The 15,155-nt window shown below is 59.5% G+C and carries 13 protein-coding genes; 9 read left to right on the plus strand and 4 right to left on the minus strand.

What is annotated here, in order from left to right; all coding sequences use genetic code 11:
- Window positions 1-71 precede the first annotated feature (71 nt).
- A complete protein-coding gene (locus AC4HNJ_RS06140) occupies window positions 72-761 on the minus strand; it encodes an aspartate/glutamate racemase family protein (protein ID WP_490478665.1) in 690 nt (229 codons plus the stop codon).
- 198 nt (window positions 762-959) lie between these two features.
- On the opposite strand from AC4HNJ_RS06140, the gene AC4HNJ_RS06145 reads away from it, so the two are divergent.
- The 4 genes from AC4HNJ_RS06145 to AC4HNJ_RS06160 all read left to right on the plus strand — a co-directional run bounded on the left by AC4HNJ_RS06145 (window position 960) and on the right by AC4HNJ_RS06160 (window position 5,325).
- Window positions 960-1,784, plus strand: a complete 825-nt coding sequence (locus AC4HNJ_RS06145) for a universal stress protein (protein ID WP_490478666.1) — start codon at window positions 960-962, stop codon at window positions 1,782-1,784.
- 140 nt (window positions 1,785-1,924) lie between these two features.
- Entirely contained in the window at window positions 1,925-2,551 is a 627-nt protein-coding gene (locus AC4HNJ_RS06150; RefSeq protein WP_490478667.1) for a hypothetical protein, read from the plus strand.
- 125 nt (window positions 2,552-2,676) lie between these two features.
- On the plus strand, window positions 2,677-5,091 hold the full coding sequence (locus tag AC4HNJ_RS06155) for a hybrid sensor histidine kinase/response regulator (RefSeq protein WP_490478668.1): 2,415 nt from the start codon (window positions 2,677-2,679) through the stop codon (window positions 5,089-5,091).
- Window positions 5,092-5,172: 81 nt separating this feature from the next.
- Window positions 5,173-5,325, plus strand: a complete 153-nt coding sequence (locus AC4HNJ_RS06160) for a hypothetical protein (protein WP_490478669.1) — start codon at window positions 5,173-5,175, stop codon at window positions 5,323-5,325.
- Between the two features lie 220 nt (window positions 5,326-5,545).
- Here AC4HNJ_RS06160 and AC4HNJ_RS06165 read toward each other — a convergent pair whose 3' ends face one another.
- The 3 genes from AC4HNJ_RS06165 to AC4HNJ_RS06175 all read right to left on the minus strand — a co-directional run bounded on the left by AC4HNJ_RS06165 (window position 5,546) and on the right by AC4HNJ_RS06175 (window position 7,621).
- Entirely contained in the window at window positions 5,546-5,911 is a 366-nt protein-coding gene (locus tag AC4HNJ_RS06165) for a response regulator (RefSeq protein ID WP_490478670.1), read from the minus strand.
- A 4-nt stretch (window positions 5,912-5,915) separates the two neighbouring features.
- Entirely contained in the window at window positions 5,916-7,319 is a 1,404-nt protein-coding gene (locus AC4HNJ_RS06170; protein ID WP_490478671.1) for an RAD55 family ATPase, read from the minus strand.
- 173 nt (window positions 7,320-7,492) lie between these two features.
- Window positions 7,493-7,621, minus strand: coding sequence for a hypothetical protein (locus AC4HNJ_RS06175; protein ID WP_490478672.1), 129 nt, complete (start codon window positions 7,619-7,621; stop codon window positions 7,493-7,495).
- A gap of 645 nt (window positions 7,622-8,266) precedes the next feature.
- Here AC4HNJ_RS06175 and AC4HNJ_RS06180 point away from each other — a divergent pair.
- From AC4HNJ_RS06180 to AC4HNJ_RS06200, 5 genes are all read left to right on the plus strand, one after another.
- Complete coding sequence (locus tag AC4HNJ_RS06180; RefSeq protein WP_490478673.1) at window positions 8,267-9,178, plus strand: bestrophin family protein; 912 nt, start codon at window positions 8,267-8,269, stop codon at window positions 9,176-9,178.
- Between the two features lie 447 nt (window positions 9,179-9,625).
- On the plus strand, window positions 9,626-9,934 hold the full coding sequence (locus AC4HNJ_RS06185; RefSeq protein ID WP_490478674.1) for an ESPR-type extended signal peptide-containing protein: 309 nt from the start codon (window positions 9,626-9,628) through the stop codon (window positions 9,932-9,934).
- Window positions 9,935-10,086: 152 nt separating this feature from the next.
- Window positions 10,087-11,391 (plus strand): putative bifunctional diguanylate cyclase/phosphodiesterase, encoded by a 1,305-nt coding sequence (locus AC4HNJ_RS06190; RefSeq protein ID WP_490478675.1) that lies wholly within the window; start codon window positions 10,087-10,089, stop codon window positions 11,389-11,391.
- A 152-nt stretch (window positions 11,392-11,543) separates the two neighbouring features.
- Entirely contained in the window at window positions 11,544-12,566 is a 1,023-nt protein-coding gene (locus tag AC4HNJ_RS06195; protein WP_490478676.1) for a GGDEF domain-containing protein, read from the plus strand.
- A gap of 372 nt (window positions 12,567-12,938) precedes the next feature.
- Window positions 12,939-15,107, plus strand: coding sequence for an EAL domain-containing protein (locus tag AC4HNJ_RS06200; RefSeq protein WP_490478677.1), 2,169 nt, complete (start codon window positions 12,939-12,941; stop codon window positions 15,105-15,107).
- Window positions 15,108-15,155: the final 48 nt, after the last annotated feature.

Raw genomic sequence — 15,155 nt, forward strand, 5'->3', positions numbered from 1 at the left:
TTTTTATTTGCACTCACGGCCGTTGGCACGCGATGCCATACGCCGCCGTGAAAGGGCCGTGGCGTGCATGCTCAACTCAGCGCCCATTCCGCTGCGGCACGCGCATGAATGGCAGTGGTGTCGAACAACGGCACAGATGCATCCGCCGGTCCCACCAGCATGCTGATTTCCGTGCAGCCGAGAATGATGGCTTCGGCGCCTCGCGCAACGAGCTCCGCCATGATGCGGCGGTACGCCTCATGCGAGCTGTCGATGATCTTGCCCAGGCAGAGTTCTTCGTAGACCACGCGATGCACAAGGTCACGGTCGTCCTTCTCCGGGATCAGCGTCTGCAAACCGTGGCGGGCCAGATGCTCCGCATAGAACGGCTGCTCCATCGTGAAGCGCGTACCGAGCAAACCGACCCGCTGAAAGCCTGCCGCGCGAATGTCCTTGGCGACGGCATCCACTACATGCAGCAGCGGCAAGCGCACCGCTGCCTGGATCGCGGGCGCCACCTTGTGCATGGTGTTGGCGCAGATCACCAGCGCCTGTGCGCCGGCGCTCTCCAACCGTCGGGCGGCATCGGCCAGCATCTGGCCGGCGGCTTCCCAGTCGCCGGCATGCTGGAGCTGGGCGATCTCTTCAAAATCGACGCTATACAGCACGATCTTCGCCGAATGCAGACCGCCCAGCCGCTGCTTGATCGTTTCATTGATGAGCCGGTAATACGGAAGGGTGGATTCCCAGCTCATTCCCCCGATAAGACCGATGATTTTCATACGTCACCCGTGGTTGCCCTGATCCCATCAGCATCGCCATAGCATGCCCTGCGCATCGGCTCGGATGCGAGCGGTCGTCGGTCCAAGCCGGCCCGTTGCCGGCGCGTCGGCTGATTGATACAGATCAAGGCCGCTGCTCATCCCGATGCCTAGCCTGTCACGCAGGTGGAACGTATCAGCGCGCAAAAGGCCACGGCTATGTATGCAACCCTGATGGTGAGCCTGGAACTGGGCCGCGACAATGGGCGCCTGCTAGGCATAGCCGGCGATCTTGCCGAGCGATTCGGCGCGGAGGTAATGGGCGTCGGCGCCTGCGAGCCGCTGAAGGTCGTCTACAGCTCAGGCAATCTTCCTGGCGGCATCGTGGACATGGACGATGCGGAAATCAAGCAGCACGCCGATGAAGCCGAGCGCCAACTACGTACATTGCTCGGGCGGCGTGCACGCACGGTCACATGGCGGGCCAGCATGACCGACTGGCCTTCTCAATTCGCTGTCCGGCAAGCACGTTGCGCCGATTTGGTTATCGTCAATCAAGGATTGAACGGCGACGCACTCGACCGGCTTCGTTACGTCAACACCAGCGACCTGGTAATGGAGGCCGGGCGCCCCGTCCTCATTGTGCCGCCGTTTGCGGATGACATCGCTGCCCGTCGCATCATGGTGGGCTGGAAAGACACGCGCGAAGCACGTCGCGCCGTTGTCGATGCGCTGCCCTTCCTGCGACGCGCGGCCCAGGTCACGGTGGTCGAAATCGCCAGCCACGATGCGCTGCAAGAGGCTCAATTCGACGTGGACGACGTGGCTTACTGGCTCCGGCGTCACGGCGTCCCGGCACGTGGGCAGGCAGTGCCGGCCATCGGCAAGGAGCCCGGACAGCTGCGCGAGGTGGCCCGGCAAGAATTAGCCGATCTCATCGTCGCAGGCGGCTACGGTCACAGCCGTTTCCGCGAATGGGCGTTAGGCGGCGTCACCAGGGATCTGTTGCTGCACGCAACGATTCCCGTCCTGGTCTCCCATTAGGACCTGTTTACACGACTGGCCCTGGCACCCAGGCGAGGCGACTGAAGTTTTCCCGCACAGCGCCGATACACGCCTACAGGCACCTGCAAAACGCTTGGCGCTCAGCGAAGGCCTGGCCACTGCACGCCCAGGGAGACCGCATGATCAGCACTCGACCTAATCTTGCTTACCTCAAAGCCGCGTGGGCCGCTCACGCCAGCATCAGCGCCGAGAATTGCCGGCAAAGCTATGTCGACGCAGGCATATCGTTCGAGCGCATCAATCATTCATGGGTCGTGCGCAAGAACGACACACAGGTTTCCACCATGCCATTGCGCTACACGCGCCATGAGCTGCGCTTGGGATTCCTAGGCCGGATCGAAATGGAAGCGCGCAAGGCGGCCATGGAAATTGAAAACGTGCTGCTACGCGATCTGCATCTGCCCGAAGAGCACACCTTGCTCATCGAGCTGGAAGAGTCGATGCGTCACCTGCGGCGCAAAGGCAGCCGCGTGCTATCCATCTTTGTCGTGCCCACGCCGGCAGCCGATGCCTCCCACCGCATTTGCGTGGAAATCCAGGCATTTCTCGATGCACCAAGGGCCTGTCTGTTTGCTCACCGGATCACCCCGCAAGGTTATGTGGGCACCGACCTGCTGACTGGCTTCACCAAGCGCCAACGCCATCCGCGCGCGGCCACTTATACCGAGCTCGCCGAATGCATGGTGACGACGGTGAACCAGACGCTCGACGCCCTCGAACCGACGCCTTTCACCCACATGCAATAGTGTCCGTAAAGATGCCTATCGCACGGTTGTAAAGTAGCCCGCCGGAGTTCACAGTCCCTTCACGAGGACCAGAGGCATCGTCGCGCCGCTACGATCAGCAAACGTTCGAATAAGGGCACCGTGTGTTGAAAGAACAGTCACCCGACCCGGCCATCATCGCCGCGTTGTCCGGACAGAGCTTGCTGAAAAATCTACCCGTGCCCGTCTATACGACGGATGCACAAGGCCGCATCACGTTCTTCAACGATGCGGCCGTTGCTTTCGCCGGGCGCGTGCCCTCGCTAGGCGAACTTTGGTGCATCACCTGGCGTCAATTTCTTCCGGACGGTACGCCCTTGCAACACGACGAATGCCCCATGGCGATTGCCCTGCGCGAACGCCGGCCCATTCGCGGATTCGAAGCAATCGCCGAGCGTCCGGACGGTACGCGCATTCCGTTCATGCCCTACCCGACGCCGTTGTTTGACGACAACGGGGAACTGATCGGTGGCATCAATGTGCTGATGGATCTGTCCGATCAAAAGCGTGCCCAACTGATGCTGGAACGCTCCCACGCAGAGTCGGAGGCGGTCCAGCCATCCGCGCCTCACCCACCCCATGCGTCGACCGCATCCAGCCGTCGCTCCAAGCACGATTTCGAACTACTGGTAAGCAGCGTTACCGATTACGCGATCTTCATGCTGGATACCTCCGGCCACGTCACCAGCTGGAATAGCGGCGCGGAGAAGATCAAAGGCTATAGTGCTAACGAGATCATGCATCGGCACTTCTCCTGCTTCTACACACCGGAGGACCAGGCCGCGGGCATTCCGCAACTTGCCTTGGCTACCGCCATCCGTGACGGGCGCTACGAATCGGAAGGCTGGCGCGTACGCAAGGACGGCACGCGCTTCTGGGCCAATGTTGTCATGGACCCCGTGCGGGATAACGGCCACCTCGTTGGCTTCGCCAAAGTCACGCGCGACGCCACCACGCGACGCGCTGCCGAATTGGCGCTGTTCGAAAGCGAGCGTCGTTTCCGCGGCATCGTCAACACCGCGCTCGACGCCTTCGCCCAGATCGACGAAAACGGCCGCATCACGGAATGGAATCCGCAAGCGCATGAATTGTTCGGCTGGTCGCGCGAACAAGTCATCGGCAAGCCGCTGGCGAGCCTGTGTTTCCCGATGGACGACACCACCGCGCCGGCATGGCTCTCTTCCGTGTGGCGCGACAAGTCGGCGCCACGCACCCATCTGTTTCAGGCCATCAACCGCTCGGGGCGCCGTTTCACCGCTGAAATCAGCGTTAGCGTGCTGAGGCTGGCTTCGGGTCCGCTGATGAATATCTTCATCCGCGACCTGACCGAAAAAATGCAAATGGATATCCAGCTGCGGCAATCGCAGAAGATGGAAGCGCTGGGTCAATTGACCGGCGGCATCGCACACGACTTCAACAATATCCTCCAGGCCATTTCGAGTTCGCTCGAAGTGATCGAGATCATCGGCCGCAAAGAACGGTTCTCCAAGGCGGACAAACACATCCAGAACGCGCTGGGCAGCGTGCGTCGCGCCGCCGCGCTCACCCATCGGCTGCTTGCTTTTGCGCGCCGCCAGGCGCTCGATCCGCAAGCCGTGAACGTAAGCGCCTTGGTCGCCGCCATGAGCGAATTGCTGCGGCACTCGATCGGCGAACACATTGCGCTGGAGCTGGTACTGCCTGACGACCTATGGTCCGCGCACTGCGACGCGAACCAGCTCGAAAACGCCATTCTCAATCTCGCCATCAATGCGCGCGATGCCATGACTGACGGTGGCCGCTTGCGTATCGAGGCATCCAACGTCGACGGCAACGATCCCGCCGCCTTCAACGTGCTCGATCCAGAAGGCCATTACGTCAAGATCACCGTCGCCGATAGCGGCACCGGCATGCCGCCCGACGTCAAGGAGCGCGCCTTTGATCCCTTCTACACCACCAAGCCGGTAGGTCAGGGAACAGGCCTGGGACTCTCCATGGTCTACGGCTTTACGCGGCAATCCGGCGGTCACTGCGTGATCGACAGCGAGCTGGGCGAAGGCACGCGCATCAGCCTGCTCTTGCCGCGTTACCTGGGTCCGGCGCCGCGTCCCATGGCAGCGACGACCAGCAACGAGCGGCCAGCCGCGCAAGGCGAGCACATCCTGCTGATCGAGGATCAGGTGGTCATCCGCGACGCAATCACCGAGGTGCTCACCAAATTGGGTTACGAAGTCATGCAAGCCTCGGATGGCCTGGAAGGATTATCCATTGCAATGGCAGGCAAATCGTTCGATCTCATCATTACCGACGTCGGACTCCCCGGCGTCAATGGCCGCAGCCTCGCCGACACCGTGCGCATCAGCCAGCCGAATCTGCCGGTGCTGCTGATGACGGGCTACGATGCAAACGCCGTCCATGCCATGACCGGCCTGCCTCCCGGCATGGCACTGCTGTCCAAACCCTTCACCGTCGACTCGCTCAGCGAGCAAGTGCACCGCCTCATGGAATGGCGGCATGCGCAGATAAGGGCCCACCCAGCGTAAACCCGGCTCACCGTGCACTTGATCAGCAACACCTGTCACTCGGGCTGGCGACGCAAGGTCCGAAAAGAGTGGAGCAAGCTTGTGACGCGATCTGCCTGTGTGCTGCTGTTCATCCTGAGCACCGCGTTACCATTCGTAGCCTCGGCTCAAATCGGCCTCAACGATCTTGCCCGTAACGTCAAAGCCTTGGACAAGAATTTCGACATTGCCGAAAAAATCACGACGGACTGCTAGCCATGCAGCGCAGGCCCGACCGATCCCCTTTATTGCACGCCATATCGATGCCATCGATGTGCATCACTGCGACGTCGCGTCCAAACAAGACGTGCACCGTTATATCGCCAAGGCACTCAAGCCTGCTTCGCCACCGGCCGCCGTATCATCCGCACATCATCCTTGAGAGCTTGCCTGGATGTTTCGCGCCGCGCCGATGATGAACAGCCGGCGCAGGGCGTCAACGTTCCTGCTTGCGACTGCGCAGTGTCTCCACCGCTTCCAGCAATCGGTTGACGTTGTAGGGCTTGTGCAGAAAAAGATCGTAGCGCGCCTGGTGCGGCGGAAAATGTGATTCCGGTACGGCGCTGCACAGGATGATAGGCCCCGAATAACCGGCCTCCCGGACCTTTTCGATCAGCTCCAGCCCCGACATGATGGGCATCATGAAGTCGGTGATGATCAGCTCGGGTTGCTCCTGCAAGGCAAGCTCCAGCCCGTAACGGCCATTTGTGGCAACCGTTACGTGATAGCCGCTGTATTCGAGCAAGTCGCTCGTTACCGTGGCAATATCCGGGTCGTCCTCCACCAACAGAATTCGTAGCATCGGCTCAATCCGTTTGATCGAAACCAGTAGTTCTGGGATCGGTGCCAAGCGCCAGCCCATGCCTCCCTATGCAAAACGGCTGGCTGCGCGGATCAAAATGCCGATCGCGCATCTTCACAATCGATATGTACCGTTGCGAAGCGTGATGACGGCGCGAAATGTTGAACACCAGCACATTATCGACCATCGCGGAGAGCTCATCGTTCGGCATGGCGGTGTCGATCTCCAGCTCGATGCTTTCCTGCGTATACACCACCGTGGCGCCTGACTCGCGAAGTTGCAAGCTCAAGGCATTGATCACGTAGGGTAAGCGATTGCGGTGAACCAGATTGTCGCGCAAGGCCACAATGCCATCGATAAAAACCCGCTTCGCGCCAATGGCGCGGGCATGCCGGACGATATCGTGCGCAACCTCATCGACAATCAATTCCGACGGCGACAACCACAACATGCGCAGGGCTCCGCACTCGAACAACGGTGCCAGGTCGATCCCGATCTGGCGGCCGCGCGCGGCCAGGCGTGCCGGACTTTCGTAGAAACTCAGCAATAGCGCTGGCGACTCCACCGTGGCCTGCGCGACAAAGTGCACACCCAATGTGGTTTTGCCCGAACCCGTCGGCCCTAGCACCAATGTGGCCGATTCCGAGGGAACGCCGCCACCCAGCAACTTGTCGATATCCGGCACGCCCGTGCTGACCTCGGTCGTCACATGCGAAGGCGGCGGCACATCGCTGATGCAGCTTTCGATACGCGGGAATACTTCCACGCCTCTCGCACTGATGCGCAACTGATGCTTGCCGCCCAGCACGCGCGCGCCGCGATGTTTTCGCACCTGTATGGTTTGCACGGCGCGATAGTCCACCGTGTCGTTATCCATTTCGATCCATCCATCGACCATGGTGTGCTCAGGGCTGCTCGCTTCGCGTGCCTGATGCGTGAGCATGACCAATACCGCATTCGCCAATCCGGCCACGCCTTGCAGCGTATGGATAAACGAGCGGAACTCCTGCTCCGACGCCACGGACTGCGCGACAAAGGTACCGTCCAGCACCATGGCGGTGGCTCGATGCCGCTTGAGTTCATGCTGGATCAGCTTGAACAAACCAGGCAATCCTTCCCGTTCCAGCACGCCGTAGCCACTGATGTATTCCATGCTCCCGGGCACGGCAGTCTCGTCGAAGAATTCCATCTGCCGCACATAATTGAGCATGCGCGTGCTGGATTCCGCCAACAGCGACATATAGAGGGCCCGACCGCCCGAACGGACATGCGCGTAGCAGAACTGATTGGCAAGAATGGTTTTACCTGCCCCGGGTGGCCCTTGAATGATGTACGCCGAACCTCGCAGGAAGCCGCCGCCGGTCAAACGGTCCAGCCCCTCCACACCTGTCGAGATTTTCTCGATCACAAATCATTCTCCCAATGATTCTTTTTGTCGCCACATGATACGGGGGGTCTGGCCGACCCGACAGTGGCAGGTCCGTCGACAAGCGAACGTGGAGGTACATCTAAGAGACTGCGCGAACCCGCGATCGTTCCAATGGCTGCATCCCCGCTTACGCAACGATCATAGCTGCTTGGTCAAGGATCGTTGAACTTGCGGCGCTCGATGAGCGAAGCCACTCTGCCCGCCACGTCGCGTCCGAACACGAACCCGCTCCGTTCACCATCGCTGCCCATGCACACGTCTTTCGCCACCGACTCAGACACGTCAGGGCTCCCGCCAGGGTTCGTCACATCGCGCAAGCTTCCCATGAGCGACGCTCACGATGCAGGCACGGCCCGGCGCGTAACGATGTAACGATACTTATTCGTGCAATCGCCATGTCGAAGATCGGCAACCATCCATCGTGGAAGCGCACCGTGGTGAGGGTGACATCTGCGTAACCAGCAAGCTTCCGTGGACTCGCTTGCCTCACGAAAGTAAGCGAGCATTGGTCGCGCATCACGGATGACTGGCCAAAACATTTCTCGCCCGTGTTGCTCAACCTGCAAGGCCACTGTGTGGTGTTGCTGGACGTGCGCCTTGCGCAACAGGATGCTTCCGAATAGGCCCTGCGACAGCAGATGCAGTGAAGCAATCGCATCCGGCTCGTGCGACATGTGACCGAATCTCCCAATGAGCACGGCATCATCGGCCAGCCTGCACTCCCTTACCGGCTCGTCACCGACTGGTATAGCGTCGGCCCACGCTTGGACGATGCGTAGCAATTCGCCCCGCATAGAGGAGCGATCATCCACCCGGGCGACCTATCACAGCCGCACCTTTCTCCAGTCTCATCGCATGTGCAGGGCGACTGTTTCGCCCGCGAGATTGAGGCAAAATGATCCGGCTGCTACGCACCGAGGCATCCCGTGATCGTTCGTCCCCGCCCCAACTGGTTCCGCATGCTGCTCGTCATCCGCGGATCGGTGTTGCCGGCAATTCTTCCACAACTGCTGGTGACGTTGGCATTTGCCCTCGTGGTAACCGTCCTGCATGGCCGCCTGTTCGTCTGGAAAATCTCCCTGACCTTCGTCCCCTTTTCGCTTATCGGCCTGACGCTGGCCATCTTTCTCGGCTTTCGCAACAACACCAGTTATGCCCGCTACTGGGAAGCCCGCGTACTGTGGGGCATGGTGCTCAACGACACCCGCTCGCTGGCGCGCCAGGCCTTGACGCTGACCGATGGCACCGCGCAAAGCACGCTTTTCGTGCATCGCCTGATTGCCTTTGTGCATGCACTGCGGCATCAACTGCGCGGCACCTCGCCAGAGAACGATCTCGCACGCTGGCTTTCAGACGACGATCGCGCCCGCCTGGCCGGTGCGCGATTCAAGCCATCGCTCATCCTGCTGCTGTTAGGCGAGTGGTTGCGCGAGAGGCGGCAGGAAGGCGTGCTTTCGGCACCGCTGGCGCAGGCCATGGAAGTGCACATGGGTCGTCTCAGCGATGCCCTGGGTGGCTGTGAGCGCATTGCCAGCACACCGATTCCTTTTACTTACGCGGTGATCATCCACCGCACGGTGTACTTCTACTGCTTGCTGCTCCCGTTCGGCCTGGTGGACTCCATCGGCGCGATGACACCCGTGGTCGTCACCTTTATTGCTTACACCTTCTTCGCACTGGAAGCGCTCAGTTCCGAGATCGAAGAGCCGTTCGGCACCGAACCGAACGATCTGGCCCTGACGGCCATGTCGGAAAGCATTGAAGCATCGCTATTGGAATTGCTCGGCGAGCGCGAGCTACCGGCACCACCGGCAGCCACCCATTATCTGCTGACGTAATCCAGCCCATCGATCACTGTTTAATCGCTGCCCGTTTAATCACGCGTCACGACGGCACGCGCCACACCTGCAAGCCAATGCAAGAAAAGTAAGCCGGTACCAAACGGATGACTTTATTTCGCAACAGAGCGTCCTAGCCGGGCAAATTCCGACCGTTGCGAACCTGTCGGAAAACGCCGCGTGTCGCTGGTGCGTCATCCATTCGACGCCGATCTTTCGGCGCATTGCCCATCTTCGTCTCGAGCAATGACCGTCATGGTCAATTTGTGACGCAGTTCCATAGATTCATTCATTTTTGTGAAATTTATCCTCCGTGATCGCTTGCTTTGTCATCAAATATTTGGTTGGCACAACGATTGCTAGCTCCCTGGGGGAGTGCCGCACCCATTACAAGCATGTAGGCACCATGTGCGCTGTTGTCTGCACAAAATCTTTCTCAGGGGACTTATGAATAGAAATACCTTGGGCCTTGTTTTCAACAAGGCCAGGAGCATGTCGGTCGTCGCACCGGAAATCGCCAAGGGCGCGCATAAGTCTTCCCAAAGCAAGCATCCTTCTCCCACACACAGACAGGCGCTTGTACTGCAGTTCGTATCCGCCACAGGAGCGCAGGCGGGCATGATCAGCTGCGCGCATGCACAAGCCGCCGTCGCCAATGCCGGCTTCGAAACCGGCCATCCCGGCGGCTTGACCGATGAGCTCGGCGCACGGCATTCGGCTTGCGGCGTTATCGCCGGCGCGCGCGCGTCCTTCTAAGGTGCGGCAGGAGGGGGCCTCACACGGCGCCACTCCCGCATTCCCCCACCCCATTCCCCACAGCTTGGCGTCTGGTAATGCATTCATTTGATAAACGGAGACACTTGCACAGGCACCCCGCTCACACACACGGAAAGTTATCGAGGATTTTTTTGAGTCAACGCAAGGACGCACTGACAGGCCTGCTCCATCGCGACGGCTTCGCGGCCGGCGTGGAACGACATCTGGCTGCAGCCGGTGACGAACCGTTGCGCGCCATGCTCGTTATCGACGTCAAGGGACTGGCACGCATCAACGACATGCTCGGCCACGCCCGTGGCGATGAAGCATTGCAGGCCATCGCCCAGCGCTTGCGGCAGCGCCTGCCTGCCGATGCCCTGGCAGGACGGCTTGAGGATCATCGCTTCGCCTTATGGGTGCACGACCACGATGCGCAAACCATCGATCGCATGATCCTCTCTCTCCAACTGGCGGTTTCCGAACCGTTGCTGATTGCCGGCATGGAGTTCCAATTGCGTTCCGCGGTCGGCATCGCGCATCACCCCGAACATGGCCCGTCAGCCGGCGACCTGTTGCGGAAAGCAGGCATGGCCGCGACGCTTGCGCCAGCGAAATACAGCTCGTCCTATCAGTACTTCGATCCGTCGATGGACGACTCGCTTTCCAAGCACGATGCGATCGAACGAGCCCTTCGCCGCGCGATGGAGCAGGGCCAGATCGTGCCCCATTACCAGCCGATCGTGAACCTGCACACAAGCCATATTCGCGGTTGCGAAGCGCTCGCGCGTTGCACCGATGCCGATTCGCTGTTGCAACGGGCGGATGAATTCATTCCTGTCGCAGAAGAGTCAGGCTTGATATATGCGCTCAGCGATTATCTTTTGCAGCAGGCATGCCAGGATGCCTGTGAATGGCCCGATGACATAACGCTCTCCTTCAATGTATCGCCGGTGCTGCTGCACGACAAAGACTTCGCCGACCGATTTTTGCGCATCGTCACGCAGACGGGCTTCCAGGCAAGCCGGATCGAAGTGGAGATCACCGAGAGCGCACTGGTTCACGATGTCTCTCAGGCAAACACCGCGTTGAATCAGCTCAAACAGGCAGGCGTAAGGCTGGCGCTTGATGATTTCGGAACCGGCTGTTCCAGTCTGCAGCACCTGCAGTGCTTCAAGGTCAATCGACTGAAAATCGAACGCGCCTTCATCGATCGCGTCTTCCACGACACGGAAAGCGCTGCCATCGTGAAATCGCTAGTCGCGCTCGGCCGCGAATTAAATGTATCGCTGACCGCGGAAGGTGTGGAAGACGCACGCCAGCGCCGTTTTCTCGAAGAAGTGGGCTGTGACGAGATACAGGGTTTTCTCATCAGCGCAGCCGTTTCTGCCGAAGACATAAAGACCGTTCTATCGCAAAGCCGTCGCCCAGGATTTCCTGATGCGAAAGGACTTGCTTAGCCGTTGTATCGATAAGGAGTGGTGCTGCCAGTCCGGCGTAATCAGGAACTGATCCGTGTTTCGAGGCTTTATCCATGCCGTCCCAAGAAAACATCGAGTCTGCACTTAAAGGTGGATCGTACAAAAGTTATCTAGTACACCGGCAACGCACCATGACGCGTGGCTTGCTCGTGGCCGGCGTCGTCGCCATGCTCATCGTGAAGACCATCCATGGACTGACGTCCGATTTTGGGTTCGGCTTTCGTTCGGCCGCGCTCTTCGCGCTCATGCTGCTGCTCACATGGCTTGGCTGGTCGGCGCAGAAACCTAACACGATACGCTTAAGCGTTTCCGCATACTTGACGGTACTGCTGATCACCCTGCTGAGCGATGCCTGGCACCATCCCTACTGGCTCGCCGCAACGGGCCCCGTACTGATGATCGTGCCGATCGCCTCTGCCTTTGTCTGGTTCGACATCGTCGATTTCGTTTACGCCATGCTGGTCATCGTCTGCAGCATGGTGATCGTGATCATGCATAGCAAGAGTCCGCCGCAGATCACCGTATACATAGCTTCCTACATGGCGATGTCGATCGGCATCTCCGTGATGCTACACGTCATCATCGGCCTGCAACGCAGGCAATATTACGATATGGAACGGCGACTGAGCCATGGCGCTTTCGTCGATGAGCTGACGGGATTATGGAATCGGCGTTACGTCCTGAAAATGGCGAGAAAACTGTGCGAACACGCCAATACCGCCATCAGCCCCATGTGCATCCTTTACATCGATGCCGATCACTTCAAGCAAATCAATGATGAGCATGGACACGAAGCGGGCGATGACATTCTGCGCATGCTGGCCGAGCGCATCAGCAGCTGCCTGAGGAAAGACGACGTATTGGGCCGCATCGGCGGAGAGGAATTTGTAGCCGTACTCCCCTATACACATCGCGAAGACGCGTTACGCATCGCACGCCGCATTTGCGACGAGGTACGCACGCTCTCCGTCAACGAAGTGGCCACCACCGTCAGCATCGGCATTGCCCATCACGTCACTGGCGCTGATCTCCGGTCCACCCTCAACCAGGCCGATGCCGCCGTATTGATGGCCAAGCGCCGCGGAAGGAATCAGATCTTTCTTTCCACCGATGACTCCGATGATGAAAACCCGCGTTCTGTCGATGGGGACTAGCCTTACGCAAACGACATCTTCTGCGTGAACGGCGTGCGAAACCCGTCGACGACACACTCCTTTTAAGCTTATATGCGGAGACGGATGAGATAGGCATGAAATGCTAACCATATTCACTGGTTAAAGCCGATCATAGCGATGCTCGCCATCACGCGATGGATCCGCATAGACCAGAACCTGCCGGTATAGCGACACTCCGTGAAACATGGCGGCGTGAAAAATTCGTGACAAGGATTTTCTCGCGTGAGGTGCAACGGCGAATGCATGAGCGACAGGCTTTTGCGACAGCATGTGGCGCCGTCTTGCCAATCCCTTCGCGCTACCCCATGCTTTGCCCGGAGAGCCGCCAAGCGGACATGGCAGGAGGGGGCAGTGCTTAAAGCACTCTTGTTTTTGCTCATGACGACCGCGGTGATAGCGCCTGCCGCAGCGCAACCTCACGTGCTGCGTGTCGTCAGCGACGACAATTATCCTCCGTATCTGTTTCTCGGCCCCGATCACAAACCCCGCGGCTACATCGCCGACGAATGGGGATTGTGGGAAAAAAAGACCGGCATTCATGTCGACCTGATCGCAACCGACTGGGCGACGGCGCAGAAGATGCTGCTGTCCGGCCAGGCGGACGTGATCGAAATGATCTTCAAGACGCCGGAGCGGGAGGCTCTTTACGACTTCACCGCGCCCTATGCCAAAGTCACCGTCGGCATCTATGTCGATGCGTCGATAACCGGTATCGACGATATCGAATCCCTGCGCGGTTTTGAGGTAGGCGTGGAACGCGGCGATGCCTGCGCCGAACACCTGCAACATGACGGCATCACGCATTTGCGTCTTTTCCGCGGTTACACAGAAATGATCGATGCGCAGGCGAACCAGGACATCCGCATCCTCTGCATGGATGAATACCCGGCCAATTACTACCTCTACAAGTTGCAGCGGCATACCCACTTGATCAAGGCCTTCGATTATTACTCCGGCGAATTCCGGCGCGGCGTTCGCAAAGGCGACCTTAAGACAGCCGCGCTAGTCGATCGGGGCATGAACCTGATCACGCCGGAAGAACGGGCCGCGCTGACACGCAAATGGATGGGGCAGCCGATCAACTTCACCCCTTATGCGCAGTTTTTCGGATATGCCTTGCTGGCAGTCATGCTTGCTGGTGTCGCCCTGATGATCTGGGTGCTCACGCTGCGCCGCGCCGTGAAACGCCGGACCAGGGATCTCGGCTTTCTGGCTTACCACGATGCCCTCACCGGCTTGCCCAATCGTCATCTGTTGATCGACCGGCTCGATCACAGCATCCAGCATGCCGGCAACACCAGCCTGGCGGTGCTGCTTATCGATCTCGACAACTTCAAGCGCGTCAACGAGAGTTTCGGACACGCCGTGGGCGATCTTTTGCTCAAGGAGATGGCAGCCAGGTTCATGAGCAACATCACCAAGATCGATACGGTGGCGCGGATAGGCGGCGACGAATTCGTAGTCACCATACAAGGCTTGCTCGATACCGCGATCGTTTCTGCCGCCGCGGAGGCGATTCTGCGTGTCGCGGCAAAACCGCTGTCGCTGCATGGTTCGAGCATTTTTGTCAGCGCGAGTGTCGGTATCAGCATGTATCCCGGCGATGGCGAGGATGGCGCTTCCCTGCTCAAGCATGCCGATGCGGCGGTGGATTGGGCCAAGCGCGACGGACGCAATCGCTTCCGCTTTTATCGCTCCGACCTGACGGCGCAGGCGCAGGAACTGCTTCATCTCGGCGCCGGCCTGCGCCAGGCACTCGATCGCAATGAGTTCCAGCTGCTTTACCAACCGCAGGTCGCGCTTGCCACCAACACGATTATCGGCGTGGAAGCCCTCCTTCGCTGGCAGACCGAACACGGCCAGGTCAGCCCCGATCGCTTCATTCCCTACGCGGAAGAAACCGGGCTGATCGACGCTATCGGTTACTGGGTTTTGCAGCAGGCGTGCCACCAGCTTTCGCAATGGATCGACGAAGGCCTGCCACCCTTGCGCATGGCCATAAATCTGTCGCCGCATCAATTCGCCAACCCTGACCTGGTCGAGCACGTTACCGATGCGCTCGGCGCCTCTGCCATACCGCCGGAACTGCTGGAGCTGGAGATTACCGAGAGCACCCTGATGGCGCGGGGCGATGCGGTCACCACGCTCTTGATGCAGCTGCGCGAACTGGGCATAAGCATCGCGATCGACGACTTCGGTACCGGCTACTCGTCCCTGGCTTACCTTCGACGCTTTCCCATCAAACTGTTGAAGATCGATCAAAGCTTCATGCAAGAGCTGCCTCACGAGCAAGGCGCCGTGGAGATCACGTCCACTATCGTGGCGATGGGACGCAACTTGCGCATGGACGTCCTGGCCGAGGGTGTCGAGAACGCCTTGCAATGGTCGTTCCTGAAAGACGTGGGCTGCGATTACGCGCAAGGCTGGTACATCAGCAAGCCCATGGCCGCCGCTGATTTCAAAATCTGGATGGCCGCGCACCGCGACGGCTTCATACCACCGGAAACACCCCTTCCCTAGGCGTTACGATCGCTGCCGCTCACGCTTCGGCCTGCAGCTTCGATGTGC

Source organism: Dyella sp. SYSU CM1112 (genome assembly GCF_058216415.1).

Bases quoted from the DNA above. Each gene is read 5' to 3' on its own strand.
- AC4HNJ_RS06195 (WP_490478676.1), top strand. From the start codon at position 11,544: ATGACGCGTGGCTTGCTCGTGGCCGGCGTCGTCGCCATGCTCATCGTG.
- AC4HNJ_RS06150 (WP_490478667.1), top strand. From the start codon at position 1,925: ATGATCAGCACTCGACCTAATCTTGCTTACCTCAAAGCCGCGTGGGCC.
- AC4HNJ_RS06165 (WP_490478670.1), bottom strand. From the start codon at position 5,911: ATGCTACGAATTCTGTTGGTGGAGGACGACCCGGATATTGCCACGGTA.
- AC4HNJ_RS06145 (WP_490478666.1), top strand. From the start codon at position 960: ATGTATGCAACCCTGATGGTGAGCCTGGAACTGGGCCGCGACAATGGG.
- AC4HNJ_RS06185 (WP_490478674.1), top strand. From the start codon at position 9,626: ATGAATAGAAATACCTTGGGCCTTGTTTTCAACAAGGCCAGGAGCATG.
- AC4HNJ_RS06140 (WP_490478665.1), bottom strand. From the start codon at position 761: ATGAAAATCATCGGTCTTATCGGGGGAATGAGCTGGGAATCCACCCTT.